Annotated in this window: 22 protein-coding genes and 1 riboswitch; of the genes, 7 read left to right on the top strand and 15 right to left on the bottom strand. The window is 73.5% G+C overall.

What is annotated here, in order from left to right; all coding sequences use genetic code 11:
• Positions 1-148 precede the first annotated feature (148 nt).
• From OG617_RS29455 to pdhA, 4 genes are all read right to left on the bottom strand, one after another.
• On the bottom strand, positions 149-1,831 hold the full coding sequence (locus OG617_RS29455; protein WP_405096175.1) for a right-handed parallel beta-helix repeat-containing protein: 1,683 nt from the start codon (positions 1,829-1,831) through the stop codon (positions 149-151).
• 563 nt (positions 1,832-2,394) lie between these two features.
• Positions 2,395-3,864 (bottom strand): dihydrolipoamide acetyltransferase family protein, encoded by a 1,470-nt coding sequence (locus OG617_RS29450; protein ID WP_405096174.1) that lies wholly within the window; start codon positions 3,862-3,864, stop codon positions 2,395-2,397.
• Complete coding sequence (locus OG617_RS29445; RefSeq protein ID WP_405096173.1) at positions 3,861-4,877, bottom strand: alpha-ketoacid dehydrogenase subunit beta; 1,017 nt, start codon at positions 4,875-4,877, stop codon at positions 3,861-3,863. The genes OG617_RS29450 and OG617_RS29445 overlap by 4 nt, the downstream gene beginning before the upstream one ends.
• Positions 4,877-6,109 carry a pyruvate dehydrogenase (acetyl-transferring) E1 component subunit alpha gene (gene pdhA, locus OG617_RS29440; protein WP_405103999.1) on the bottom strand — a complete coding sequence of 411 codons (1,233 nt, stop codon included), beginning with the start codon at positions 6,107-6,109 and terminating at the stop codon, positions 4,877-4,879. The genes OG617_RS29445 and pdhA overlap by 1 nt, the downstream gene beginning before the upstream one ends.
• Before the next feature lie 72 nt (positions 6,110-6,181).
• Here pdhA and OG617_RS29435 point away from each other — a divergent pair, with 72 nt between their 5' ends.
• The gene (locus tag OG617_RS29435) at positions 6,182-6,688 is read left to right on the top strand and encodes an Lrp/AsnC family transcriptional regulator (RefSeq protein WP_405096172.1); all 507 of its coding nucleotides are present in this window, start codon (positions 6,182-6,184) and stop codon (positions 6,686-6,688) included.
• A 13-nt stretch (positions 6,689-6,701) separates the two neighbouring features.
• Here OG617_RS29435 and OG617_RS29430 read toward each other — a convergent pair whose 3' ends face one another.
• The 3 genes from OG617_RS29430 to OG617_RS29420 form a co-directional block, all read right to left on the bottom strand.
• Positions 6,702-7,670, bottom strand: a complete 969-nt coding sequence (locus tag OG617_RS29430) for a DNA polymerase domain-containing protein (protein ID WP_405096171.1) — start codon at positions 7,668-7,670, stop codon at positions 6,702-6,704.
• A 77-nt stretch (positions 7,671-7,747) separates the two neighbouring features.
• Complete coding sequence (locus tag OG617_RS29425; protein ID WP_405096170.1) at positions 7,748-8,569, bottom strand: SAM-dependent methyltransferase; 822 nt, start codon at positions 8,567-8,569, stop codon at positions 7,748-7,750.
• Positions 8,570-8,651: 82 nt separating this feature from the next.
• Positions 8,652-8,978 carry a hypothetical protein gene (locus OG617_RS29420; protein WP_387017534.1) on the bottom strand — a complete coding sequence of 109 codons (327 nt, stop codon included), beginning with the start codon at positions 8,976-8,978 and terminating at the stop codon, positions 8,652-8,654.
• Positions 8,979-9,317: 339 nt separating this feature from the next.
• Here OG617_RS29420 and OG617_RS29415 point away from each other — a divergent pair, with 339 nt between their 5' ends.
• Complete coding sequence (locus OG617_RS29415) at positions 9,318-10,808, top strand: S8 family peptidase (protein WP_405096169.1); 1,491 nt, start codon at positions 9,318-9,320, stop codon at positions 10,806-10,808.
• A 62-nt stretch (positions 10,809-10,870) separates the two neighbouring features.
• Here OG617_RS29415 and OG617_RS29410 read toward each other — a convergent pair whose 3' ends face one another.
• Complete coding sequence (locus tag OG617_RS29410; RefSeq protein WP_405096168.1) at positions 10,871-11,017, bottom strand: hypothetical protein; 147 nt, start codon at positions 11,015-11,017, stop codon at positions 10,871-10,873.
• 93 nt (positions 11,018-11,110) lie between these two features.
• Between OG617_RS29410 and OG617_RS29405 the strand changes: the two genes are divergently transcribed.
• The 3 genes from OG617_RS29405 (at position 11,111) to OG617_RS29395 (ending at position 13,570) form a co-directional block, all read left to right on the top strand.
• Complete coding sequence (locus OG617_RS29405) at positions 11,111-12,322, top strand: hypothetical protein (RefSeq protein ID WP_405096167.1); 1,212 nt, start codon at positions 11,111-11,113, stop codon at positions 12,320-12,322.
• The gene (locus tag OG617_RS29400; protein ID WP_405096166.1) at positions 12,319-12,990 is read left to right on the top strand and encodes a hypothetical protein; all 672 of its coding nucleotides are present in this window, start codon (positions 12,319-12,321) and stop codon (positions 12,988-12,990) included. Before OG617_RS29405 ends, OG617_RS29400 begins: the two co-directional genes overlap by 4 nt.
• Positions 12,991-13,084: 94 nt before the next feature.
• Positions 13,085-13,570: a GNAT family N-acetyltransferase gene (locus OG617_RS29395; RefSeq protein ID WP_405096165.1), complete on the top strand. Its 486-nt coding sequence runs from the start codon at positions 13,085-13,087 to the stop codon at positions 13,568-13,570.
• A gap of 141 nt (positions 13,571-13,711) precedes the next feature.
• On the opposite strand, the gene OG617_RS29390 is transcribed toward OG617_RS29395, so the two are convergent.
• Positions 13,712-14,560: a metallophosphoesterase family protein gene (locus tag OG617_RS29390; RefSeq protein WP_405096164.1), complete on the bottom strand. Its 849-nt coding sequence runs from the start codon at positions 14,558-14,560 to the stop codon at positions 13,712-13,714.
• A gap of 141 nt (positions 14,561-14,701) precedes the next feature.
• A riboswitch (ZMP/ZTP riboswitch) is annotated at positions 14,702-14,791 on the top strand.
• Between the two features lie 18 nt (positions 14,792-14,809).
• Between OG617_RS29390 and OG617_RS29385 the strand changes: the two genes are divergently transcribed.
• Positions 14,810-16,249 (top strand): glycine hydroxymethyltransferase, encoded by a 1,440-nt coding sequence (locus tag OG617_RS29385; RefSeq protein WP_405096163.1) that lies wholly within the window; start codon positions 14,810-14,812, stop codon positions 16,247-16,249.
• 121 nt (positions 16,250-16,370) lie between these two features.
• Here OG617_RS29385 and OG617_RS29380 read toward each other — a convergent pair whose 3' ends face one another.
• From OG617_RS29380 to OG617_RS29355, 6 genes are all read right to left on the bottom strand, one after another.
• Positions 16,371-16,631 carry a hypothetical protein gene (locus OG617_RS29380; RefSeq protein WP_350887997.1) on the bottom strand — a complete coding sequence of 87 codons (261 nt, stop codon included), beginning with the start codon at positions 16,629-16,631 and terminating at the stop codon, positions 16,371-16,373.
• A 61-nt stretch (positions 16,632-16,692) separates the two neighbouring features.
• Positions 16,693-18,096 carry a PLP-dependent aminotransferase family protein gene (locus tag OG617_RS29375; RefSeq protein ID WP_405096162.1) on the bottom strand — a complete coding sequence of 468 codons (1,404 nt, stop codon included), beginning with the start codon at positions 18,094-18,096 and terminating at the stop codon, positions 16,693-16,695.
• Positions 18,045-19,157: an alpha-hydroxy acid oxidase gene (locus OG617_RS29370; protein ID WP_405096161.1), complete on the bottom strand. Its 1,113-nt coding sequence runs from the start codon at positions 19,155-19,157 to the stop codon at positions 18,045-18,047. Before OG617_RS29370 ends, OG617_RS29375 begins: the two co-directional genes overlap by 52 nt.
• A complete protein-coding gene (locus tag OG617_RS29365) occupies positions 19,150-20,121 on the bottom strand; it encodes an alpha/beta hydrolase (protein WP_405096160.1) in 972 nt (323 codons plus the stop codon). The genes OG617_RS29370 and OG617_RS29365 overlap by 8 nt, the downstream gene beginning before the upstream one ends.
• Before the next feature lie 9 nt (positions 20,122-20,130).
• Entirely contained in the window at positions 20,131-21,348 is a 1,218-nt protein-coding gene (locus tag OG617_RS29360; protein ID WP_405096159.1) for a cytochrome P450, read from the bottom strand.
• Positions 21,349-21,417: 69 nt separating this feature from the next.
• Entirely contained in the window at positions 21,418-22,689 is a 1,272-nt protein-coding gene (locus tag OG617_RS29355; protein ID WP_405103998.1) for an SGNH/GDSL hydrolase family protein, read from the bottom strand.
• 377 nt (positions 22,690-23,066) lie between these two features.
• Here OG617_RS29355 and OG617_RS29350 point away from each other — a divergent pair, with 377 nt between their 5' ends.
• Positions 23,067-24,641 carry a class I adenylate-forming enzyme family protein gene (locus OG617_RS29350; RefSeq protein WP_405096158.1) on the top strand — a complete coding sequence of 525 codons (1,575 nt, stop codon included), beginning with the start codon at positions 23,067-23,069 and terminating at the stop codon, positions 24,639-24,641.
• The last annotated feature ends 60 nt before the right edge of the window (positions 24,642-24,701 follow it).

The following is a 24,701-nucleotide window of genomic DNA, read 5'->3' as shown; positions in this document are numbered from 1 at the left end:
TACGTGAAACATTTTTCGGCAGTTTCGGCGGCACCGGGGCGAAAGTGTTCCCGCCGACCTGACAGGACCCGGTGTCACGGTTCGGCCGGGTCACCCCGGACGACCGGTTCGCCCCGCCGTGCGCCCGACCGGAACCGTCCACCGGCGGTCAGCAGTCCCAGTCCTGGTCACCGTGGTTGCGGTCCCACCGGCCGCCGACCGGCGGGGTGTCGAGCCGGGTGGGGGCCACGGCGTTGCCGGCCAGGTCGTTGTCCTCCACCCGGCAGGCGACGCAACTGCCCCGCTCGGTGATCCACAGCCCGTGGGTCTGCGTACGCCTGTCGTGGTTGTCCCAGATCCGGTTGCCCCGGACGGTGGCGGAGTCGAACGGCGCGTTGATCGTGATCCCGGCCCGGCACTCCGGCGCCGCCGACAGCTCGTACGCGACGCCGGGCAGGGGGGTGTCGCCGCTCCACGCGCTGTAGGCGTCGGGGCGGACCGGGGCGAGGCTGAGCTCGTTGCCGTCGTTCGCAGCGACCACGGCAACCCTTCTGTCCACCCGCAGCACCTTGCCCCGGTGCCCGTCGTGCGGCCAGTCCGCCGCCCGGTCGACCAGCGACCGGTCGTTGCAGCGGACGGACTCCCCGCTGCCCCGGTACTCGTCGGCGCACTGCCGGCCGTTGTTGCGGATCCGGTTGTTGAGCAGCACGGCGTCGGCCATCGGGCGGTCGATCCGGATGCCGTCCAGGCCGTTGCCCCAGAAGTCGTTGCTGTCGATGACCACGTCCATGGCCGCACCCTCGTAGCCGTGACCCAGATCGTGCCCGTGGTACCCGTACGCCCCGTTCCCGCTGATCCGGTTGCCCCGGAGCGTGTACGGGCCGGGGGTGTTGCCCATGCTGACGCCGTCGCGGATGTTGCCGTCGATGACGCAGTCGGCCAGCAGGCCGCCCCGGCCGGCGATGCCGGACGTCCCCTCGGCGGAGACGTCGAAGCCGGCCTCCAGGTTGCCGATCATGGTGCAGGCGGAGACGACCAGCCCGTCGGCGCCCCAGTCGGAGATGCCGAACCGGTTGCCCTGGCTGTGGCAGCCGATGATCCGGTAGCCACGCGGGGGCGGCCAGTAGGGCTTCTGCAGCTCCAGGAAGATGCCGTTGGTGCCGTTGCTCAGTGTGGTGCAGTTGGCGATGGTGAGCCGCTCCACGGTGCCCCAGCCGCCGATGCCGACGCCGATCCCGGCGCCGCCCATCTCCTCGCCGTTGTCCAGTCGGCCGCAGCCGACCACCACCACCCCCTCGATCAGGCTGTCCTGGAGGAAGTCGCAGCCGAGCCCCGTCGCGGCGGTGTGGTGGATGTAGAGGTTCCGGAACGTCCCACGCACCACGTACTGGAGGCCGAGCCCCTTGGCCAGGTAGTTGTACTCGGCCATGGCCACGCCGGAGCCGTCGATCTCGAAGTCGGCGAAGGTGCAGTCGGCGATGTGCCGGTCGCGGTCGGCGCCGTGCTGGACCGTGGTCCAGAAGGCCAGCGGCGTCGGCTCGGAGCGGTTGCCCTCGTTGCTCAGCAGGAACCGGGTCGCGCCCGGTCCGGCCCCGATCAGCGACACCCCGCTGCGCCACACCGTGCCCGCGTCCCGGATGGAGTAGATGCCGGGCGGGCAGTAGATCACCCGGGCCCGGCCGTCGGCGGCGTACCCGTCACCGAGGCGGTCCACCAGCGCGGCCAGCGCTGGTTGGTCGTTGGTCACCCCGTCACCGCACAGCCCGTACTCGGTGGCGTCGCAGTGCAGCGGCGCTCCGGCGACGGCGGGACGACGGTCCCGGACGTTGACCGGCACTCCCTGGAACGGCACTGCGCTCTCCTCTCGGACGGCGAACGACGGGCGGTGGAGGGGCGCGGCTCGCACCCGTACCGCCACGGACGACCGGGGTGGCCGCCCACGGCGCCGATTTCCCGGCCGCCGCTCCGGAAAACGGAATGGCGCCGCCCTGTCCCCGGCGCCCCAGTCAGGATTGCGCTCGTTCGGGAAACAGTTCCCTCATCGCACCGCGCGACCGTTATTCGCCGGATCGCGCACGGTATTCCCCGCCGTGACAGGTTGGCGGAATTGTCGGGGCAGTGGGCCGGCCGGGGCTCGGAAACCCGTTTTCGCCGGAAAGGACGTCGTCGGCCGGGCGAGGTGGTTTCGCGACAAGGCGCGTCGAATGCCGTGACCGACGGGTTCGCGTGCGGACCGGACCGACTGCTGCGACCGAGCCGGGCCGTGGTCCGGCGCCTATCCGGTGCCCGGCCCAGCCGGCGCCGTCACCGGCAGGCCGCGCGCCCGGGTCCCGCCGCCCTTCGGGTGCCTCTCTCGTTGCCTGGGCGGCAAGAGAGGCACCCGAAGGCGCGGCACGCGCGCCGGGACCGGCACGGTCAGACGTTCGCCACCAGCAGGGCCGGCTGTTCGACGCAGTCGGCGACGTGCCGCAGGAAGCCCCCGGCCACCGCTCCGTCGCAGACCCGGTGGTCGAAGGTGAGGCTGAGCTGCGTCACCTTTCGTACGGCGAGCTGCCCGTCGACCACCCACGGCTTGTCCACGATCCGGCCCACCCCGAGCAGCGCCGCCTCCGGGTGGTTGATGATCGGGGTAGAGCCGTCGACCCCGAACACCCCGTAGTTGTTGAGGGTGAAGGTGCCGCCGGTGAGGCGGGCCGGGGGCAGTGCGCCGGCCCGGGCCGCGGCGGTGGTCTCGGCGAGGGCCACGGACAGCTCCCGGGTGGTGAGCAGTTGGGCGTCGCGCAGCACCGGGACGACCAGGCCCCGGTCGGTCTGCGCGGCGATGCCCAGGTGCACTCCACGGGACTGGACGATCCGCTGCCCCTCGGTGTCGACGCGCGCGTTGAGCTGTGGGAACCGGCGCAGGCCGCTGAGGCAGATCCGGGCCAGCAGGGCCAGGATGCTCACCGGCTGGTCCGGCGTCGCGGCGTTGATCGCCCGCCGGGTCTGCACCAGCGCGGTGGCGTCCGCGTCGACCCAGATGGTCACCTCGGGGATCTCCCGCCGGCTGCGGGAGAGCTTGTCGGCGATCGCCTTGCGGATGCCGGTGAGCGGGATGACGAGGTCCTCGTCGCCGGCCGACCGGGCGGGCTCGGGCCGGGTCGGCACCGGGGCGAGTCGGGGGGCCGGGGCCAGCGGCGTGGCCGGGGTGGCGAGGGCTGCCTCGACGTCGGCCCGGCGGACCACCCCACCGGGGCCGGTGCCCCGCAGGGTGGCCGGGTCGATGCCGTGCTCGCGGGCCAGCCTCCGGACGATCGGCGAAATGACCAGCGCCGACCCGGTCCCGGTGCCCGCCGCCGGGGCGAGCGCGAGAGCCACCGCCGGATGGGCAGTTGGCGTGGAAGCGCCGGCCTGCACGGGGGACGGCGCGGGAGCCACCGCCGGGGCCGGGGCCGGGACTGGCCCGGGCGCGGGTGCCGGGGCCACGGCCGGGGTGACGGCCGGCGGTTCCGGGGCGATCGCGAGGCGGGGGCGGCGACGCCGCCGGCCCGTCCCGCCGTGCCCGGTGCCGTACCCGATGAGGACGTTGCCGGAGCCGGCGCGCTCCTCCTCCCGGTAGGCGGCGTGCCCGGCGGGCTCGCCGCCGTCGCCGTCCAGCGGCGCGATGGTGATCAGTGGCTGGCCGACCGGGCGCGTCTCGCCGGCCGCGCCGTGCAGGGTCACGACCCGGCCGGCGTACGGGCAGGGCACGTCCACGACCGCCTTGGCGGTCTCCACCTCGACGACGGTCTGGTCCACGGTCACGGTGTCGCCCACGGCGACCCGCCACTCGACGATCTCCGCCTCGGCCAGCCCCTCACCCAGGTCCGGCAGGAGGAAGACCTGGGTACGGTCGACGGTGGTCATGCCGCGCTGCCCTGGGCCAGCCAGCGCGGGTCGGGCTGGTCGTCCCACTGGAGCCGGGCCACCGTGTCGAGCACCCGGTCCACCCCGGGCAGGTGGGTGTGCTCCAGCATCGGCGCCGGGTACGGGATGTCCAGCCCGGACACCCGCAGCACCGGGGCGTGCAGGGCGTGGAAGCAGCGCTCCTGCACCCGGGCGGCGATCTCGGCGCCGACCCCGGCGAAGCCCTGCGCCTCCTGGATCACCACGCACCGGCCGGTCTTGCGCACGGAGGCGGCGATGGTGGCGTCGTCGAGCGGGACGATGGTGCGCACGTCCACCACCTCCAGGTCCCAGCCCTCCTCGCGGGCGGCCTCGGCGGCCTCCAGCGCGACGGGCACCGCCGGCCCGTACGCGACCAGGGTGGCGTCGCGGCCGGGGCGGCGCACGACGGCCCGGCCGAACGGCTCGGTGCGGGTGGGCAGTTCGGCCTCGGCGCTGGAGAAGTAGAGCTTCTTCGGCTCCATGAAGACCACCGGGTCGGGGTCGGCGATCGCCTCGCGCAGCAGCGAGTACGCGTCGGCGACGGTCGCCGGGGTGACCACCTTCAGGCCCGGGGTGTGCGCGTAGTACGCCTCGGACGAGTCGCAGTGGTGCTCGACCCCGCCGATGCCGCCCGCGTACGGCACCCGGATGACCATGGGGACGCTCAGCGCGCCCCGGGTGCGGTTGCGCAGCTTGGCCACGTGCGAGGCGATCTGCTCGAACGCCGGGTACGCGAACGCGTCGAACTGCATCTCCACGACCGGCCGCATCCCCGACATGGCCAGGCCGACGGCGAAGCCGACGATGCCGGCCTCGGCGAGCGGGGTGTCGAAGCAGCGCCGGTCGCCGAACCGGCCCTGGAGCCCGTCGGTGATCCGGAAGACGCCGCCGAGCTTGCCGACGTCTTCGCCGAAGACGAGCACCCGCTCGTCGGAGGCCAACGCGTCGGCGAGCGCGGCGTTGAGCGCCTTCGCCATGGTGGTGGCGCCCATCAGCCGTTCCCCTCGGACTCCCGGTCGGCGGCCAGCTCGGCGCGGACCAGCTCGCGCTGCTCGACGAGCTGCGGGGTCGGCTCGGCATAGACGTGGTCGAAGAGGCTGAGCGGGTCGACCTCCGGCTGGATGTGCATCCGCTCCCGCAGGTCGGCGGCGTACGCCTCGGCCTCCTCGGCGACCGCGGCGATCGCGGCGTCGTCGAGCACCCCGCGCGTGCGCAGGTACGTCTCCAGCCGGGCGACCGGGTCCCGGTCGCGCCAGGTGTCGACCTCGGCGCCGTCGCGGTAGCGGGTGGCGTCGTCGGCGTTGGTGTGCGGCTCCATCCGATAGGTGTGCGCCTCGACCAGGAACGGGCCCTGACCTGCGCGGGCGTGCTCGACCGCGCGGGTCAGCACGGCGAGCACGGCGACGGGGTCGTTGCCGTCGACCTGCTCGCTGGGCACGCCGTACCCGACGCCCTTGTACGCCAGCGACGGCGCGGCGGTCTGCCGGGACAGCGGGACGCTGATGGCGTACTTGTTGTTCTGCACGAAGAACACGACGGGGGCCTTGAACACGGCGGCGAAGTTGATCCCCTCGTGGAAGTCGCCCTCGCTGGTGGCGCCGTCGCCGATGAAGGCCAGCGCGACGGTGTCCCGCCCCTGGTGGGCCTCCCCGTAGGCGAGCCCGGCGGCGTGCACGCACTGGGTCGCCAGCGGCGTGCACTGCGGGGCGGTGTGCCGCTGCGCGGGGTCGTACCCGCAGTGCCAGTCGCCGCGCAGCAGGGTGAGCACCTCGACGGGGTCGATGCCCCGGGAGACCAGCGCCATCGACTCGCGGTAGGTGGGGAAGACCCAGTCGGTGTCCCGAACGGCGAGCACGGCGCCGACCTGGCAGGCCTCCTGGCCCCGCGAGGAGGGGTAGACGGCGAGCCGGCCCTGCTTGGTCAGGGCGGTGGCCTGGGTGTCGAACCGGCGGCCGACCACCATTCGGCGGTACAGCTCGCGCAGCGCCTCGGCGGGCGGCTCGGGGTAGTCGGCGCGGGCCGGCAGCGGGGTGCCGTCGGCGTCGAGCAGCTGTACCGGCTCCGTCTGCGGCAGCAGGCCGGCGGTCGGGTCGGTCGTCGCCTGCCCGCGGGCGGGGGCCTTGGTGGGCTTCTTGGCCGGCGGGCGGGTGCGCGGGGATGCCCTGCGGACCGCCTGGGGTGTGCTCGTCACGGCGGGGACCTCCTGGACGTGTGGTGGCCCTATGCTCCTGCTGTTGGATGATTGACTCAAGATTCACGATGAACGTGGGACAAACGGCACTCGGGAGGGCCTAAGTTGAGCCAGGAGACAAATCCGGAGCCGGGCGGAACGGGCGGGGCGGGACGTTCGGCCGGGCCGCTGGACGAGGTCGACCGGCGCATCCTCGACGAGCTGGTCCGCGACGGCCGGATCTCCATCCGCACCCTCGCCGAGCGGGTGCACGTCTCCCGCACCAACGCGTACGCGCGGGTGGAGCGGCTGCTGCGCGACGGCGTGATCACCGGGTTCCGGGCCCGGGTCGCGCCGGAGCCGTCCGGGCTGGGCACCTCGGCGTACATCGCGCTGACCATCCAGCAGAACACCTGGCGGGAGGTGTCGGCGGAGCTGGCCCGGGTGCGCTACATCGAGCACGCGGCCCTGCTCGGCGGCGAGCACGACGTCCTCGCGCTGGTCCGGGCGCCGGACAACGCCACCCTGCGGGACGTGGTGCTGGGCCGGGTGCAGAGCATCTCCGGGGTGCTGTCGACCCGGACCTGGCTGGTCTTCGAGGAGTTCGACGGCGCGCAGAGCCCCTGGGAGTGAACCCGCGCCCGGCTCAGCGTTCCGGCGGGGCCTCCAGGCCCTCCCGGTCGGCCAGCTCCAGCAGCGGCTCCAGGGAGAACCGCTGCCCGTCCAGCCCGGCGTGCGGGTCGCCCCGTTCGGCGAACCGGGCCGGCATACCGACCACGTCGAAATCCTCCGGGCGGGCGTGGTCCAGCTCCGACCAGTCCAGCGGCGCGGAGACCAGGGCCTGCGGGGTGGGCCGGATCGAGTACGCCGAGGCCATGGTGTGGTCCCGGGACATCTGGTTGTAGTCGACGAAGACCGGCCGGTCCCGCTGGTCGCGCCACCAGGTGGTGGTGACCAGCTCCGGCAGCCGGCGCTGCATCTCGCGGCCGAGCGCCAGCACCGCCCGGCTGCAGTCGGCGAAACCCCACCGCGGCTCGATCGACAGGTAGACGTGCAGGCCGCGCCCGCCGGTGGTCTTCGGGTAACCGGTCAGGCCCAGCTCGGCGAGGAACGCCCGAACCTCCCGGGCGACCGGCACCACCTGGTCGAAGCCGACCCCGGGCATGGGGTCGAGGTCGATGCGGAGCTGGTCGGGGCGCTCCACGTCGGCGGCGGTGACCGGCCACGGGTGGAACCGCAGGGTGCCCAGGTTGGCCGCCCAGACCACCACGGCCAGCTCGCTCGGCGCGACCTCGTCGGCCGTCCGGCCGCTGGGGAAGGTGAGGTGCGCGGTGCGGACCCAGTCGGGCGCGCCGGCCGGCAGCCGCTTCTGGTAGAAGGCGTCGCCCCGGTTGTCCTGCCGGGTGCCGATCCGCGCGCCGGAGAAGACGCCCTTGGGCCAGCGCTCCAACATGGTCGGGCGGTCGCGGAGCGCGCGCAGGATCCCGTCGCCCACGGCGAGGAAGTAGCGCACCACGTCCAGCTTGGTCAGCCCGCGCTCCGGGAAGTATGGCTTGTCGGGGCTGGAGACGCGCACGACCCGCTCCCCGACCCGGATCTCCTGCGCCGCCGCCATGCCTGACACCGTACGACGTGGCACCGACACGCGCGGGCGGGTCGGCGCCACCCGGCCGCCGGCCGGTCGGCCCGCGGTCAGGGCTTGCGGGCCACACAGCCGTACTGCGGGACGGTGACGGGCTCCTCCCCGTCGGCCGGCCGCCACCGCCCGCACGACACCAGGCCCGGGTCGATCAGCTCCAGGCCGTCGAGGAACCGGGCGATCTCGGCTGCGGTGCGGGACCGGATCGGCGGGGCGGCGTTCTCGTTCCAGAACTTCATCGCCGGCACGTTCGCCTCGCCACCCAGCTCGACGGTCGGGTGGGTGAGCGCCAGGAAGCTGCCCGGCGGCATCTCGTCCATCAGCCGGTGGACTATCGCCACGGCCTCGTCGGTGTCGAGCACGAAGTTGAGGATGCCCAGCATCATCACCGCCACCGGCCGGTCGAGGTCCAGTGTCCGGGCGGCGCCGGCCAGGACCGACGCCGGGTCGTGCACGTCGGCCTCCAGGTAGTCGGTGGCACCCTCGGCGGAGCTGGTCAGCAGGGCCCGGGCGTGCACCAGCACCATCGGGTCGTTGTCGACGTAGACGATCCGGGAGTCGGGGGCGACGGCCTGCGCGATCTGGTGGGTGTTGTCGGCGCTGGGCAGGCCGGTGCCGATGTCGAGGAACTGCCGGACGCCCGCCTCGCCGGCCAGGTGTCGCACCGCGCGGGCGAGGAAGCGCCGGTCGGCCCGGGCGACCTCCTGGATGACCGGGAACATGGTGCGGACGTGCTCCCCGACCCGGCGGTCCGGCTCGAAGTTGTCCTTACCGCCGAGCCAGTAGTTCCACACCCGGGCGTTGTGCGCCACTGAAGTGTCGATGCGCTCCGCCCGTTCCCCGTTGCGGACCCCGACGTCGCCGGCCTCTGACACGAAAACTCCTCGACTGTCGCTGTTGTCCGGTCAGCGTAGCCGAGCCCGTGGCCGCCGCGTCGACGGAGGACAGTGTGGACGGTCAGGCCAGCACCGTCACGCCGACGACCATCAGCGGCAGTGAGACGAACAGGAAGATGCCGACCCCGGTGAGCACCCGGCCGCCGCCCGCGTCCTCGCGCTCCGGGGCGAGCCCGAACGTCGCCCGGGCCGGCAGCATGCCGATCCGGCTCAGGGTCAGGTCGCCGGTCAGCCCGAGCAGGGTGCCGACCACGATGAGCGCGACACCGAACCGGAAGACGAAGTCACCGCCGCCCACCACCGTCCACACGCCCACCGCGACGGCCACCGCCACGAGCGCGATGACGAACAGCACGAGAGCCTCCCGCAGGCCCCTGACCACCGTCATCGCTCGCCGCCTCCTCTGGCCGGCCGGTTGCCGGCGTCGCACCGACACCCCGCCGCCGGGGACCCGGCGACGCCGGTGACATTCTGCCGGTCGGCACCCCTCGGCGCTGCCCCCTGTCCCGTCCAGTCCGGACCGGGAGAGCGTCGGCCACAGCCGCGCCCGTTACGGACGGCCCTCATTGTCACCGTCTGACAGTTCCTGTCTGGCCGGACGGAGGTTTGTAACGCCGCGACGAGTTCCTACGCTGTGCATCGGAAGCGGGCGCCCCGTCCGCTTCCCGCCGAGCCGCGCCTCCACCAGGGGCGCGAGCCGGCCGGATACAGCCCCCTGGGAGTCTGTGTGAAGAACCTCCGTCGCAAGACCCTGGCCGCCGCGTCCTCCGTGACGCTCGGCGTCGGTCTCGCCCTCACCGGCGGACTGGCCCCGGCGGCGGCCGCCGGCCCGGACGCCACCTACCTCGTCGTCGCCCCGCTGGGCGGCAAGGCCGACAGGGCTGCCGCCCGGGTGGCCGCCGCCAACGGCACGGTGGTGGCCCGCTACGACCAGATCGGTGTGATTGTCGCCCGATCCACCAACCCGAACTTCGTCACGGATGTGAAGGGTGCCGGCGTCGAGGCGGCGGCCTCCACCGCCGGCCTCGGTACCGCCCTCGAAGAGGGCGAGACCGTGGAGGTCCCGGCGGCCGACGTCGTCAACTCCACGGGCGACCCGACCGCCGAGCCGATGTACGGCCAGCAGTGGGACATGCCGATGATCGGCGTTCCGCAGGCCCACGCGGTCAACAACGGCCGCCCGAGCGTGGTCGTCGGCGTACTGGACAGCGGCATCTCCAGCAGCCACCCCGACCTGGCCGGCCAGATCGCCAAGGACAAGAGCGCGTCCTGCGTCGGCGGTGTCGTCGACACCGCCGAGGCTGCCTGGAACCCGACCTCCTCCGACCACGGCACCCACGTCGCCGGCACCATCGCCGCCGCCGTCAACGGTGTCGGCGTCACCGGTATCGCCCCTGGCGTCAAGGTCGCCGCGGTCAAGGTGGTGAACGACGAGGGCTTCATCTTCCCGGAGTCCGCGGTCTGCGGGTTCATCTGGGCCGCCGATCACGGCATGCAGCTCACCAACAACAGCTACTTCGTCGACCCGTGGGAGCTGAACTGCCGCAACGACCCGCGTCAGCGTCCGGCGTGGACCGCGATCCACCGGGCCATCCGTTACTCGCAGAGCAAGGGCGTGCTGAACGTGGCGTCCGCGGGTAACTCGAACTGGGACCTCGCGGGCAAGATCACCGACGACGGTAGCCCGAACAACGGGACCCCCGAGACCCGCCCGGACCTGGGCAACGAGTGCCGCGTCCTGCCGGCCGAGGTGCCGGGTGTGGTGACGGTGTCGGCGGTCGGCCCGACCGGGCAGAAGAGCTACTACTCGTCGTACGGCAAGGGCGTCGTCGAGGTTACGGCCCCGGGCGGCGACACCCGGTTCCGCACCCAGGGCGTGCAGTCGACCATCGCCGACAGCATCCTGTCCACCACCTTCAACACGGCCACCCGGACCAACGGCTGGGGCTACAAGCAGGGCACCTCGATGTCCTCCCCGCACGCGACCGGCGTCGCCGCCCTGGCGCTGTCGGCCCACCCGAGGATGGGGCCGCTGCAGCTGACGCTCTTCCTGCAGCTCACGGCGGTGGCACAGGCATGCCCGGCGGGCGCGGTGTACAACCCGGTGCCGCTGATCGCGGCCGGCCCGCACGCGTACGACTCGACCTGCTCCGGCGGGAAGTACTACAACGCGTTCTACGGCTCGGGCATGGTCAACGCGTACAACGTGGTGAAGTGACCGCCTGACCGCACGACCAGTGGTGGGGCCCGGCGCGTGTGTGCCGGGCCCCACCCGTGCGGTCACCGGGCCAGTCCGACCACCATCACCAGGTGCGCCACGCCGGCCGGCGTCGGGCCGCCACGCGCCATGTCGGCGGTCACCGTACGCGCCAGCGGCCGGCACCGGACCTCGGCCGGCGCGCGGACGCCCCGCTCGACCTTGTCCACCCCACTCTTCGACTTGCGTCCGCCGAGGTGTGGGCGGCACGGGCGGTGACGACGCTCGTTGACAGCCCTCGGTGGCCGGGGAAGGGTTGCGCCATGATCGGACACCTCGACGACGACCGGCTTCGCGCCTTCGGCAAGCCGGCGCGGGTCACGGTATGGCCCGCGCGCGACGCGTTGCTGCAGATCGGTGACGCGGAGACCCTGCTCAGGATCGTCGAGCGGGACGGCCGGTTCGTGGTGGAGAAGCAGGACCGCGGCGGGGCGTGGCGGCCCCAGATGTCCACCGAGTCGCTGGCGGTCGCGCGCCGCTACGTGATCGGGGAGATCGGCGTCCGGGTGCGGGCCTTCGTGGAACGGGGACATCGAAGGCCATCCCCGGACGAGCCGCTTCGGGACGGGTTCACGTTGACCGATCTCGGGCCGGCGGGGCTCGTGCTGTCCTGGCGCGAGGCGTCCGGCGAGCGGTCGGCCAGCTTCCCGCCCGGCTCGTGGCGTGACAAGGCCGTACGGTTCGCCAGGTACGCCGAACTGTCGGAGGAATCGATCGTGCGGCGGTTCGGCGGAGGCGGCGGGGCGGCGTCGAACGCGTTGCCGCCCGGCAGCACCGCCCCTGCCGGCGCCGACGCCGACGCCGAGGAGCAGCGGGTGGCGGCGCGGGAGATCGTGCGGTTGGTGCGCCGCGAGCTGCCGGCGGGAGCGGACCGCCTCACGATGCGCGCCGGCGTCCTGGCGACGGTCGACTGCTGCCGGTGGTGGGCGGCGTGGGGCGAACGGCGCGAGGAGATTCACCGCCCGGACGACCCCGCGCTCCGCGACGCGCTCCACGCGTCGCGGCGGGCCTCCTACCGGCCGGGCCTGGGTACGTGGTTCAGCCTGGAGCTGACCGTGACGTCAGCGGGCGACGTGACGATGCGGTTCGACCGCGACGACGAGCCGGTGTGGTGGTCGGAACCCCTCGATCCCACCGCGTACGTGGCGGAGCAGCGGTCCTTTCCCCGCGAGGAGACGCACCAGCCGCCGTGGCTGCGCCAGCGCCTGGCGCAGGGGCGTGCGCAACTGCCGCAGCGCCTGATCGAGCGGGGCACCGAACTGTTCGGCCGGATCGCGCCGGGCGCCGAACTCGTCCACCACCTGCTGCCGGAGGACGACGCGGTGCTCGTCGTCCGCCCGGTCCGGGGCGGCGGGTCGATCTACGTCGCGCACGACGGGAGCGTGCTGTTCGCGCCGTCCGCCGTGCCGCCGCACCAGGCGCTCGAACTGTTCCGGTCCGGGCAGCGTACGCCCGCCGAGAAGTTCGCGGGATGACGCCCGCAGCAGGATCCGCGCCCGGGCGGGCACCGCTCCGCGAGTTCTCCCGTCGGATCGGCTCGGCGACCGTCACGGTCGACGCCGGGGAGCATCTCAGGACGCAGGCGGATGCGCTGCTGGACATCGTCGCCGCCTACGCCGACGAGCTGAGGGACGGGTTCAGCGTTCAGGCGGGGTGGGGGCCATTCGTGCTCGTCGCGCGTGGTGAGGACCGGTTCGGTGTCGTCGCGCCGGACTTCGCGACGAAGACCCCGGACCAGGTGGGGTGGGTCGGGGACCTCACGCTGGCGCTTTGGGTGCTCAACGGCCAGGTGACGGTCGCCCGCAGGCTGCCCGGAGTCGAGCCGCAGCCCGTGCACTTCAACGACACGGTGCTGTGCTGTCGCGGCATCGAGAACGCCGAACGGCTGATCATGAGCCGGACCGCGCGCAAGGACCACGCCGACGACTCCGGGTGGTACATCGACGTGTTCCCGCAACCCCGTGAATCCCGGCAGGCGAACGAGTTCGTCCGCTGGCCGGCGTTCCAACTGCTCGGCATCAACGAACACATCGCCCGGGCGTTGCTCCTGCCGGTGGGTTACGGCGCGGTCGTGAGCCCCACCCGGATAGATGCGATCATCGACCTCTCCAGCACCAGCGTGGCGGTCCGTGGGCCGCTCTGAGCCCAGGACCGTACCGTCCGGGCGGAGGTTTCGCCGGCACAGCCGCCCAGGGTCGCGTCGGCCGGCCCGACGGCGGGTTGCTAGGGTCGCGCGGGTGACCGGACTTGAGCGGCTCGACGTCCACCACGCCGCCGCACTACTCCGCTTCGAGCGGGAGAACCGGGCGTACTTCGCCCGGTCCGTGCCGGACCGGGGCGACGACTACTTCGCCGGTTTCGCCGCGCGGCACGCGGGCCTGCTCGCGGAGCAGGCCGCCGGCCTGTGCCACTTCCACGTCCTGGTCGACGGCGACGGGGTCGTGCTGGGCCGGTTCAACCTGGTCGACGTCGCGGACGGCGGGGCGGAGCTGGGCTTCCGGGTGGCCGAACGGGCGGCCGGGCGGGGCGTGGCGACGGACGGCGTGCGCCGCGTGGTCGAGCTGGCCCGCGCCGGGTACGGGCTGCGCCGGCTGGTCGCGTCGGCCGCGCTGGACAACGCCGGTTCGCTCGGGGTGCTGCGGCGCACCGGTTTCGTCCCGGCCGGCGAGGTGCTGCTCGACGGGCGTCCCGGGCTGCGGCACGTCCGGGAGTTGGGGGCCTGACACGGGATCGACGCGCATCCGCGTCGCCCGCCCGGGGTCGGTTCGATGGAGCTGCCGCACGCGCGGGTGTGGGCCGAGTTCCTGACCCCCGACTGGCCGGCCCCGGCGCGGGAGGCCGGCGAGCGGGAGGCCACCCCGGGGTCAGGTGGTGGGGGGCGGGGGGAGGATCTGGCGGAGCTGGCCGGGTGGGGTGGCGCGGGGGCGCCACTCCCGGGGGTAGCCCACCGACACCTCCTCGAAGCGCACCCCGTCGTGCCAGGTGGTGCGGGGGATGTGCAGGTGGCCGTAGACGGCCGCGACGGCGTCGTAGCGCAGGTGCCAGTCGGCGGTGGCGTCGGTGCCGCACCACTGGGCGAAGATCGGGTAGCGCAGGACCCGGGTCGGCTCGCGCACCAGCGGCCAGTGGCTGACCAGCACCGTCGGTATTGCCGGGTCGCGGGCGTCGAGCCGCCGGGCGGTCCCGGCCACCCGGGCCGCGCACCACGCCTGCCTGCTCGGGTACGGGTCGGGGTGCAGCAGGAACTCGTCGGTGCAGACGATCCCGGTGGCGTACGCCTCGGCGAGCGCCGCCTCCCGGGTGTCCAGCCCCTCGGGCCGCCAGCCGTAGTCGTACAGCAGGAACAGCGGCGCCACCAGCGCCGGCCCGCCGGGGCCCCGCCACACCGGGTACGGGTCCTCCGGGGTCAGCACGCCCAGCCCGCGGCAGACCTGGACGAGGTGCCGGTAGCGGGCCTCGCCGCGCAGGGCGATCGGGTCGGCCGGGGGCGTCCACAGCTCGTGGTTGCCGGGCGCCCAGACCACCTTGGCGAAGCGGCGGCTGAGCACGCCGAGCGCCCACTCGACGTCGGCCACGGTGTCGCCCACGTCGCCCGCGACCAGCAGCCAGTCGCCCGGCGAGCGGGGCCGTAGGCCCTCGACGATGTCGCGGTTCTCCGCGTACCCCACATGCAGGTCACTGATGGCGAGCAGCGCGCCGTCTTCCTTCGCCATCCGTCGATCGTACGGGAGGCGGCTCCCGGCCGGGAGGCGCGGCGGCGACGGCCGGGTCATGCGCTCATCGCGCCTCTGCGCTCCCCCGCCGATGGGGCCACGGAGGTCGGCCGGGGCGGCGGGGGCGGACCGGGTACGATCAGCACGGGCCGTGACTGGCGCGTGGGGATGGAAAACCATCGGGAAGCGGTCCCGTCATCAGGACGTTTGCCGAGCGCCTGGGCCTTCCGCACGTCACCAGGAGGTCGCATGTCGTCGCCGAATGCCGAGTCCACCGCCTTCCGTAGCGCCCTTGAGGTGATCCGGGCCGTGGAGCCCCGGGTCGCCGACGCGATCGGGGCGGAGCTGGCCGACCAGCGCGAGTCGCTCAAGCTGATCGCCAGCGAGAACTACGCCTCCCCCGCCACGCTGCTGGCGATGGGGAACTGGTTCAGCGACAAGTACGCCGAGGGCACCGTCGGCCGCCGCTTCTACGCCGGCTGCCAGAACGTCGACACCGTCGAGGCGCTCGCCGCCGAGCACGCCAAGGAACTGTTCGGCGCCGCGCACGCGTACGTGCAGCCGCACTCCGGGATCGACGCGAACCTGGTGGCGTTCTGGGCGATCCTGGCCGACCGGGTGGAGTCCCCGGCTCTGAAGAAGGCCCAGGTACGGCACGTCAACGACCTGACCGAGCAGGACTGGTTCACGCTGCGCCGGGAGCTGGGCAACCAGCGGATGCTCGGCATGTCCCTGGACGCGGGCGGCCACCTCACCCACGGCTTCCGGCCGAACATCTCCGGCAAGATGTTCGACCAGCGCAGCTACGGCACCGACCCGGTGACCGGGCTGGTCGACTACGACAAGGTCGCCGAGGCGGCCCGCGAGTTCAAGCCGATGGTCCTGGTCGCCGGCTACTCGGCGTACCCGCGGAAGGTGAACTTCCGGATCATGCGGGAGATCGCCGACTCGGTCGGCGCGACGTTCATGGTCGACATGGCGCACTTCGCCGGCCTGGTGGCGGGCAAGGTCTTCACCGGGGACTTCGACCCGGTGCCGCACGCGCACATCGTCACCACCACCACCCACAAGTCGCTGCGCGGCCCGCGCGGCGGCATGGTGCTCTCCGGCCCGGAGCTGGCCGACCAGGTGGACCGGGGCTGCCCGATGGTGCTCGGCGGCCCGCTGCCGCACGTGATGGCAGCCAAGGCGGTCGCCCTGGCCGAGGCCCGTCGCCCCGACTTCGCCGACTACGCCCAGCGGATCGTCGACAACGCCCAGGCCCTCGCGGAGGGGCTGCTGCGCCGGGGCGCGAAGCTGGTCACCGGCGGCACCGAGAACCACCTGGTGCTGATCGACGTCTCCGGGTACGGGCTGACCGGCCGGCAGGCCGAGCAGGCGCTGCTCGACTCGGGCATCGTCACCAACCGCAACTCCGTCCCGCAGGACCCGAACGGCGCCTGGTACACCTCGGGCATCCGGATCGGCACCCCGGCGCTGACCACCCGGGGCCTGGGCGTCGCCGAGATGGACGCCACCGCCGAGCTGATCCACACCGTGCTCAACCAGACCGTCTCCGGCTCGAACGCCGACGGCACCCCGTCGAAGGCCAAGTACGTCCTCGACCCGGCGCTGGCCGACAAGGTCAGCCGCCAGGCCACCGACCTCCTGTCGACCTTCCCCCTCTACCCCTCGGTCACCCTGACCTGACCCGCCCGACTGATTGGTGATCAAGAGGTTTGCGTCGGCGGCGAGGCCGATCCTGACGCAAACCTCTTGATCACCGGGGCGAGGGCGAGGCGCGGGGGCGGGGGCGGGGCGGGGGTTAGGGTCAGGCTAGGGGGCGCTTTAGGTGGTAGCGGTGGACCTCGGTGCTGCCCTGGACGTTGTTCACGTCCTCGGCGGCGGAGACCAGCTCCCAGCCGTCCCGGCCGGCGCGGTTGAGGTGGGCGATCGCGGTGTCGCCGTACGCGGTGATGTCGGTGCGGGACCCGTCCGGGCCGTACCAGACGAACGAGACGTGGAAATTGCGTCCCTGCCCCTGGTAGCGGCGGACCAACAGCGCGTACTCCCATGCGACCATGCGATCCATTATGGCCGGTGCGTCCGGGCGGCGGACGCACGGGGGGTGGCGGAACGGCGACAGTGCGGGGTCAGGCCAGCGCCGCCGGGGCCGCCGCCCGGGCCAGCTCGTCGGCGATCAGCGCGGCGAGGCGGTCCAGGCCGACGTCGATCTGCTCGCAGGTGACGGCGCTGATCGACAACCGCAGCGCGGCCACCGGTGCGGTGTCGTCGTAGAAGTGCGCCATCGGGGTCCACAGTACGCCGTACTCCTGCGCCGAGCGGCGCAGCAGCGCGTCGTCGACGGGGAACGGGACGGTCAGCACCGCGAAGAAGCCGCCGGCCGGGACGTTCCAGGACACCGGGGAGGGCGCCGGGAACCGCCGCTCCAAGCCCGCCACCAGGTGGCGCAGGTTGCGGGCGTACGCGGCGCGCTCTCGGACGTTCGCCGCCACCAGGCTGCCCCCGTGGGCGAGCAACGCGCCCCCGACCACCGCCTGGGCGATCGCCGAGGTGTTCACCGTGACCATGCTCTTGATCTTCGCGAGCTGGTCGGCGAGCGGCCCCACCGTCCCGTCGGAGTCGCGGACCCGCTGGTCGGCCACCAGGTAGCCGACCCGGGCCCCGGGCAGCACGGTCTTGGCGAACGAGCCGAGGTAGACGACCCGACGGCCGGTGTCCAGGGCCTTGAGCGTCGGCACCCGCTGCGCGCCGTCGGCGTGGAACAGCCCGTACGGGTTGTCCTCGATCAGCAGCAGGTCCTCCTCCGCGGCGAGGTCGAGCAGCCGCCGCCGGTCGGCCAGGTCGATACTGGTCCCGGACGGGTTGGCGAAGTCCGGCATCACGTAGCAGGCGCGTGGGCGCAGCCCCTCGGCGCGGGCCCGGCGCACCTGCTCACGCAGGTCGGCCAGGTCGATCCCGGTCGGGCCGCCGGCCACCGGGCGCACCGGCAGGTCCACCAGCCGGGCCGCGCCGGTGAGCCCCACGTACGTCGGGGCGACCGCGAGCAGCACGTCCCGGGGGCCGGCGCGCAGCGCGCGCAGCACCAGCAGCATCGCTTCCTGGCAGCCGACGGTCACCACGATCGACTCCGGGTCGACGGTGATCCGCTCGTCGACGGCGAGGTTGCGGGCCACCAGGTCGTGGATGATCCCCTTGGTCCGGCCATACTGGAACAGGGTGCGGTGCACCTGCTCCGGGCCGTACCCGAGGTCGTCGACCAGGTGCGCGCGGAAGGTCTCCAGGTGCCGGTGCAGGTCGGCGACGTCGAAGAACTCCTCGTACGGTCGGCCGGCGGCCAGCGACACCGCCGCCGGGTAGCGCTGGGCCACCTCGTTGAGGAAGTTCATCGAGTTCAGCGCCGGATCGTCCACCGCCGGGTGCAGGTCCGCGACGTCCAGGTCCACGTCCATGGCCACCTCCACCGGTCGTCCACCGTCCACGTTCAGCCTCCCGTGATCGTCCGCAGGTCGCGGGCCTCGGCCGGGTCGGCGCACCCGGCGAGGGTGAGCGCGTCGCGCAGCTCGGCGGCGAGCAGCGCGAACGCGGCGTCCGCGCCGGCCCGTCCGCCGACGGCCAGCGCCCAGAGCAGCGGCCGGCCGACCAGCGCCCCGGTCGCGCCGAGCGCCAGGGCGCGCAGCACGTCGACGCCGCCGCTGATCCCGCCGTCGACCAGCACCTCGCACCGGTCGCCGACGGCGGCCAGCACCTCCGGCAGCAGGGTGATGCCGGGCGGGGCCGCGTCGAGCTGCCGCCCACCGTGGTTGGACACCACCACCGCGTCCGCGCCCGCGTCGGCGGCGAGCACCGCGTCGCGGGGGTCGAGGATCCCCTTGACCACCAGCGGCAGGTCGGTCTGCCCCCGCAGCCAGCCGACGTCTGACCAGGTCAGGGCAGGGGCGAAGGCGGCGCTGGTGTGCCGGGCCACGGCGGAGGTGCCGGGGATGCCGGCGTGCGCGAGGTCGTCGCGACTGCCCGGCAGGTTGGCCGCGCTCACCTCCGGCGGCAGGGCGAAGCCGTTTCGCACGTCGCGCAGCCGGGGGCCGAGGGTCGGCACGTCGACGGTGACCATGAGGGCGGTGCAGCCGGCCCGGTGCGCCCGGTCCACCAGCTCCCGCACCATCCCCCGGTCGCGCAGCCAGTAGAGCTGGAACCAGACCGGGCCGCCGGCCGCCGCGATCTCCTCAACGGTGGTGCTGCTCAGTGTGCTCGCCACGTACGGCACCCTGGCCGCGTGGGCCGCCGCCGCGAGCGCCGGCTCGCCGTCGGGGTGCACCAGCCGCTGGTACGCCATCGGCGCCACCGCCACCGGCAGGGCGTGCGGCCGGCCGAGCAGCGGGGCGTCGGTGCGGGGCCGGTCGACGCCGCGCAGCATCCGGGGCAGCACGGCGATCCGGTCCAGCGCGGCCCGGTTCGCCGCGAGGGCGGTCTCGGTGCCGCTGCCGCCGGCCACGAAGTCGTACACCTCGGGCGGGAGGACGTCGCGGGCCAGGGCGGCGAAGTCGGCGAGGCTCGCCGCGAGCGGCACCCCGCCCGGGGCGGTGGCCGGGTCAGCCATCGACGGCGCCCTGGTCGGAGGGGAGCCCCGGGGCGGTCCCGAGCCGCTCGCGCAGGAACGCGGCGGCCCGGTCCTGGGCCCGCCGGCCCGCGTCGAACGCGCCCGGCATGGCGAAGAACCCGTGGATCATCCCGTCGTAGCGGGCCAGCTCGACCGGCACCCCGGCGTCGCGCAGCCGGGACGCGTACTGCTCCCCCTCGTCGCGCAGCGGGTCGTACTCGGCGGTGACGACCAGGGCCGGCGGCAGGCCGGTCAGGTCCTCGGCGAGCAGCGGCGAGGCGAGCGGGTCCTCGGCGGCGGCGGGGTCGGGCAGGTAGTGCCCCCGATACCAGGCCACCGAGTGCCGGTTGAACAGCAGCGGGTCCTGCTCGCCGGCGGGCTCGTCCCGCCGGCGCTGGTCGGTGTTCGGGTAGATCAGGAGTTGGGCGGCGAGCGCCGGCCCGCCCGTGTCCCGGGCCAGCAGGGTGACCGCGGCGGCGAGGTTGCCGCCGGCGCTGTCGCCGCCGACGGCCAGCCGGTCCGGGTCGATCCCGAACTCGTCGGCGTGCCCGGCGAGCCAGCGCACGGCGGCGTGGCAGTCGTGCACGGCCGCCGGGAACGGGTGCTCGGGGGCCAGCCGATAGCCGACGGTCACCACCTGGCAGCCGGCGGTGTTGGCCAGCCGACGGCAGATCCCGTCGGCGGTGTCGACGCTGCCCAGCGTCCAGCCGCCGCCGAAGAAGTAGACCAGCGTGGGCAGCCGGCCCGACCCGGCCGGCCGGTGCACGCGGACCGGGAGGTCCCCGGCGGGGCCGGGGACGACTCCGTCGTACACCTCGTGCACCGGTTCGACGTCGCCGCCGCCGGCCCGGATCGCGGCCAGGTCGGCGGCGCGGGCCTCGGCGAGGGACTGGGTGTACAGGGGCGTGACGCCGGCCGCCGCGCGGGCGGCCCGGTACGCGATCACCTGCGGGTCCAGGGGCATGCTGGTCTCCTAACCGCCGGTCGTGACGAACAGCTTGTCGATGCCGCGCAGGAACAGACTGCCGCTGTACACCGGCGTCTGGGTGATCCGCAGCTCGGGGAAGCGGGCGAACAGCCGGGGCAGGGCCAGCCGGCCCTCCAGGCGGGACACCGCCGCGCCGAGACAGAAGTGCAGGCCGACGCCGAAGGCCAACGACGGCGGGCCGCCCCGGCGCGGGTCGAAGCGGTCGGGGTCGGGGAAGCGGGCGGGGTCCCGGTTCGCGGCGGCGATCAGCAGCATCACGTTCTCGCCCTCGGCCACCGGGACGCCGTTCAGGACGGTGTCCCGGGGCGCGGCCCGGGCCAGGAAGTGCACGGGGCTCTGCATCCGCAGCACCTCGTCGACGCAGCCCATGGTCAGCGCGTCGTCGCCGGGCAGGGCGGCGGTCACCTCGGGGTGGTCGAGCAGCAGCGGCAAGCCGTTGCTGAACATGTAGACGGTGGTGACGAAGCTGGCGTTGAACAGGACGATCAGGTTGCTGATCAGCTCTTCCTCGGTGAGGTCCACGCCGCCGGAGTCCAGCGCCTCGACCAGGCCGCTGATGAGGTCCTCGCTGGGGGCGCGGCGGCGGTCGGCGATCAGCTCCCGGTAGTACGCGCGCAGCTCGGTGGCGGCGGTGTCGGCCTTGGCCAGCCGTTCCGGGGTCGCCCCGGCGATGTCCAGGAAGTCGTCGATCCGCTCGACCCGCTCGCGGTACCAGGCCAGGTCGGCCTCGGGCAGGCCGATGAACTCGGCCATCACCAGCGCCGGGATCGGGTAGGCGAAGTCGGCCACGAAGTCGACCTCGGCCCCACCGGCGCCGGCCTCGGCCATCTGGTCCAGCAGCCGGTCGGTGATCCGGTCGATCACCGGTTCCAGCGCGCCCAGCCGGCGGGGGGTGAACGTCTTGGCGAACACGGCCCGCATCCGGGTGTGGTCCGGCGGGTTGATGAACATCATCGAGGACTCGAAGGTACGCAGGATCTCGTGCTGCTCCCAGCCCGGCGGGGACTGCTTGGACCACTCGGGGTCGCGCAGCACCTGGTCGACCAGGTCGTATCCCCCGGCGACCGCGGCGACGGTGCTGTGCGCGGCGCGGTTCGGGATCTCGCGGATGGGGCCCAGCTCGTGCAGGGCCGCGTAGAAGGGGTACGGGTTCTGCCGGCCCTGTTCGCTGTACAGGCCGGCGAGTAGCTCTTGGACGTCCACGGTGGTGCTTCCTCCCCAGGAATCTTCAGACGGGGCGGCGGGGGGATCACCCCCGCCGCCCCGCCGATGTCACAGACCGAGCAGGCGCAGCGGCACCGCGTCGGCGATCGCCTGGTTGCCCAGGTCGTTCGGGTGGATGTGGTCACCCGAGTCGTACGCCGGGAGCAGCCGGCTCTGCTGCGCCGGATCGCGCAGCACCTTGTCGAGGTCGAGGACCCCGTCGAACTCCTGGCTGCCGCGCAGGTACGCGTTGACCGCCTGGCGGGTGGCCTCCTTCTCCGGCGTCCACACCCCCGCGACGCCGTGCCCCTCGTACGGGGTCAGCGTGGCCACCACGCTGGTCAGGCCGCGGGCCTTGACCTGCTGGTTGATCTGCCGCAGCGAGGCGATGATGTTCTCGGCGGAGTCGCCGGACATCCAGATGTCGTTGATGCCCAGTTGGGTGACGACGGTCTGCACGCCGGTCTGCGGGAATACGTCCTCGTTGAGCCGGGCCAGGCCGTTCGGGCCCAGCTCGTAGTAGCCGGGGAAGCCGCCCGTGCCGGGCTCCGTGCCCTCGTGGTTGAGCCGGTTGCCGGCCAGGCTGAGGTTGAGCACGCCCGGGGTGCGCACCTCGGGACGGCCGTCGATCAGCCGGTCGGCGAGCAGGTCCGGCCAGCGCTTGTTGGAGTTGACCGAGCTGCCGTTGCCGTCGGCGATCGAGTCGCCGAGGACGACCACCGAGCCGGGGCTCTGCCGCCGCTGCACGTCCACACCGGACAGGAACATCCAGCAGCAGTCGGGGCGGGTGGTGAAACCGGTGCCCGCGGCGGCACCGGTGAGGTCGGTGGCGCCGATGAACGTGGTCTGCCGGGACTGGCCGTGGAAGGTGACCGGCCCGGTCAGCACCGGGAAGTACAGCGTGACGACCAGGTCCTCCTGGTCACCGACCGGGAAGTCGATCGGGTCGCTGAGCAGCTCGGCGCCCCTGTTCATGGTGACCGTGGCGGAGCCGTTGAACTTCAGCTCCCGCACGCTGGCGGCGGTGACGTCCGACAGGTCCGTCGGGGTCGAGGTGTCCGGCCGGGCGACGGTGGCCCGGCCGACCTTCACGGCCTGCTCGCCGTAGACGTTGCTGAGTCGGATGCGCAGCCGCGGACCGCCCACAGTGGTGTGCACGATCATCCGGATGCTGTGGTTGTTCAGGCCGGTGTTGGTCAGGCCCACCGAGTTGCCCCGGGTCACCGCGGCGGCCCAGCTACCCGCCCACACGGGGGCGCCGCGGCGCTCCCCGGTGTCCGGGCCGGCGGTCGCCACGACGGCCGGCGCCCCCACGACCAGTGCCGTGGCCACGGCCGCGATCATCTGCCATCTCTTCGGGGCCTTAGTCAAGTGCCATCTCTTCGGAGTCGACATTGAACCTCCATGTTGGCCCAGGGTCGTCCACTGACGACAGTTGCCTGGACGATGGTCCAGAAACCTAGCGGCGCCCCTGACAGGCGTCAATCAACCTGATCGACAAGATCAATTGACGTCGAGGTATGGCGGGGCACCGATCGGCCCTGTGCCGGGCGGGCCCGCGCGGCCTAGGCTCGAAGCGGCGGCGGTGCGGTCGTCGAAGCGCCCCGCCGTCGCCGCGTCCTGGCCGTGAGCTGCCCGGACGTCGCTCGCGGCCGGTCATCGCGGGTGCCTCGCCGGGTCGCCACCGATCGCCGCCGAAAAGCTGATGGGGGCTGGCGATGACTGATGGGTCCAACCGACCGACCACCTACGTCCACGAGGCGCTGGAACTGTTCGCCGGCTTCGGCGACCGGGAGGCGCTGGTGGGCGGCGGACGCCGATACACCTACCTGGACGTGGCCGCCGAGGTGCGCGGCATGGCCGGCGCGCTCGCCCGGGGCGGGGTTCGGCCGGGCGCAGCGGTGCTGGTGATGCTCGGCAACGCGGTGGAGGGCCCGCTGCTCCAGCTCGCCCTGCACCTGCTGGGCTGCCGGACGATGTGGATCGCCCCGGTCACCTCCCGCCGCGAGGTCGACGACTTCGTCCGGCTGTCCCGCCCCGAGGCGTTCGTCTACGACGCCCGCACCGGCGACGGGTTGGGCGCGGAGATCGCCGCCGGGCTGGCCGGCGTACCGGTGCTCTGCCTCGGCCCGGCCGGCGCGGGCCCGGACCTGACCGCCGCCGACCGGGACGCGGCGGTCGGGCTGCCCGGCGACGTGCCGGAGCCGGAGTCGTTCCTGCAGACCAGCGGCACCACCGGCACCCCGAAGCTGGTGCACCACCGGGAGAGCTTCTACCGGCAGATCCTCACCCTGGCAGCGGGCTTCCGCGCCGGCGGGGTCCCGCTGCTGCGGCACCTGTCCCACTCGCCGATGTGGCTGGCCAGCGGGCAGATCACCACACTGGTCAACCTGTTCAGCGGCGGCGTGCTGTTCCTGCGCGAGCAGTGGGACCCGGCGACGTTCATCGCCACCGTCGGCCGGGAGCGGGTCAACTCGACGTTCGTCACCCCGCCGATGCTCTACGAGGTGCTCGACCACCCCGACTCCGACGGCGCGGACTTCTCCGCGATGTTCATGTTCAACGTGGGCGCCGGGCCCGCCGCGCCCGCCCGGCTGCGGCAGGCGATCGCGCGCTTCGGCCCGTGCCTGCGCATCGTGTACGGCCTCAGCGAGGCCGTCGTGATCACCGCCCAGCCGGGGCTGACCGAGGACCCGGAGCACCCGGAGCGGCTGCGCTCCTGCGGCAGGCCGTACGGTGACGTGGCCGTGGAGATCCGCGACGCCGACGGAGCGGTGCTGCCGCCGGGCGTCGACGGCGAGGTGTGGGTGCGCACGAAGCTGAGCTTCGCCGGCTACCACGGCCAGCCCGAGCTGACCGCCGAGACCCTGGTCGACGGCTGGGTGCGGACGCGCGACATCGGCCACCTGGACGCCGACGGGTACCTCTACCTCGTCGACCGGCTCCAGGATCGGATCCTCACCCGGCAGCGGAGCTGGCCGATCTACTCGCGGCCGATCGAGGACGTGCTGGCGGGCCACCCGCAGGTGCGCGCCGCCGCCGTGATCGGGGTGCCCGACGAGGTGGCCGGCGAGCTGCCGTACGCGTACGTGGTGCCGGCGCCGGGGGCGACGGTGACCGGGGCGGAGCTGATCGAGCTGGTCATCGCCGAGCTGAGCGACACGTGGGCGCCCGGCGCGGTGGAGTTCGTCGACGCGCTGCCACTCAACCGCTCGGCGAAGGTGGACAAGCGGGCGCTGCGCGAACGGTACGCCGCCCGCCGACCGGCCGACCCCGTCGGCAGCCCGGCGTGACGACCGACGCCGCCCCCGAGCCCGTGGTGAAGACCAAGGCCGCGCCCGGGGCCACGGCAC

Source organism: Micromonospora sp. NBC_01412 (assembly GCF_045040215.1).
Classification (GTDB): domain Bacteria; phylum Actinomycetota; class Actinomycetes; order Mycobacteriales; family Micromonosporaceae; genus Micromonospora; species Micromonospora rubida.
The sequence above is the reverse complement of the archived record's forward strand: the minus strand, read 5'-3'. Positions and strand labels throughout refer to the sequence as shown.

What these genes read in the sequence shown, in the direction of transcription:
- OG617_RS29450 (WP_405096174.1), bottom strand. Translation starts at nt 3,864, where the DNA reads ATGACCACCGTCGACCGTACCCAGGTCTTCCTCCTGCCGGACCTGGGT.
- OG617_RS29445 (WP_405096173.1), bottom strand. Translation starts at nt 4,877, where the DNA reads ATGGGCGCCACCACCATGGCGAAGGCGCTCAACGCCGCGCTCGCCGAC.
- OG617_RS29430 (WP_405096171.1), bottom strand. Translation starts at nt 7,670, where the DNA reads ATGGCGGCGGCGCAGGAGATCCGGGTCGGGGAGCGGGTCGTGCGCGTC.
- OG617_RS29420 (WP_387017534.1), bottom strand. Translation starts at nt 8,978, where the DNA reads ATGACGGTGGTCAGGGGCCTGCGGGAGGCTCTCGTGCTGTTCGTCATC.
- OG617_RS29405 (WP_405096167.1), top strand. Translation starts at nt 11,111, where the DNA reads ATGATCGGACACCTCGACGACGACCGGCTTCGCGCCTTCGGCAAGCCG.
- OG617_RS29400 (WP_405096166.1), top strand. Translation starts at nt 12,319, where the DNA reads ATGACGCCCGCAGCAGGATCCGCGCCCGGGCGGGCACCGCTCCGCGAG.
- OG617_RS29390 (WP_405096164.1), bottom strand. Translation starts at nt 14,560, where the DNA reads ATGGCGAAGGAAGACGGCGCGCTGCTCGCCATCAGTGACCTGCATGTG.
- OG617_RS29385 (WP_405096163.1), top strand. Translation starts at nt 14,810, where the DNA reads ATGTCGTCGCCGAATGCCGAGTCCACCGCCTTCCGTAGCGCCCTTGAG.
- OG617_RS29380 (WP_350887997.1), bottom strand. Translation starts at nt 16,631, where the DNA reads ATGGATCGCATGGTCGCATGGGAGTACGCGCTGTTGGTCCGCCGCTAC.
- OG617_RS29370 (WP_405096161.1), bottom strand. Translation starts at nt 19,157, where the DNA reads ATGGCTGACCCGGCCACCGCCCCGGGCGGGGTGCCGCTCGCGGCGAGC.
- OG617_RS29365 (WP_405096160.1), bottom strand. Translation starts at nt 20,121, where the DNA reads ATGCCCCTGGACCCGCAGGTGATCGCGTACCGGGCCGCCCGCGCGGCG.
- OG617_RS29350 (WP_405096158.1), top strand. Translation starts at nt 23,067, where the DNA reads ATGACTGATGGGTCCAACCGACCGACCACCTACGTCCACGAGGCGCTG.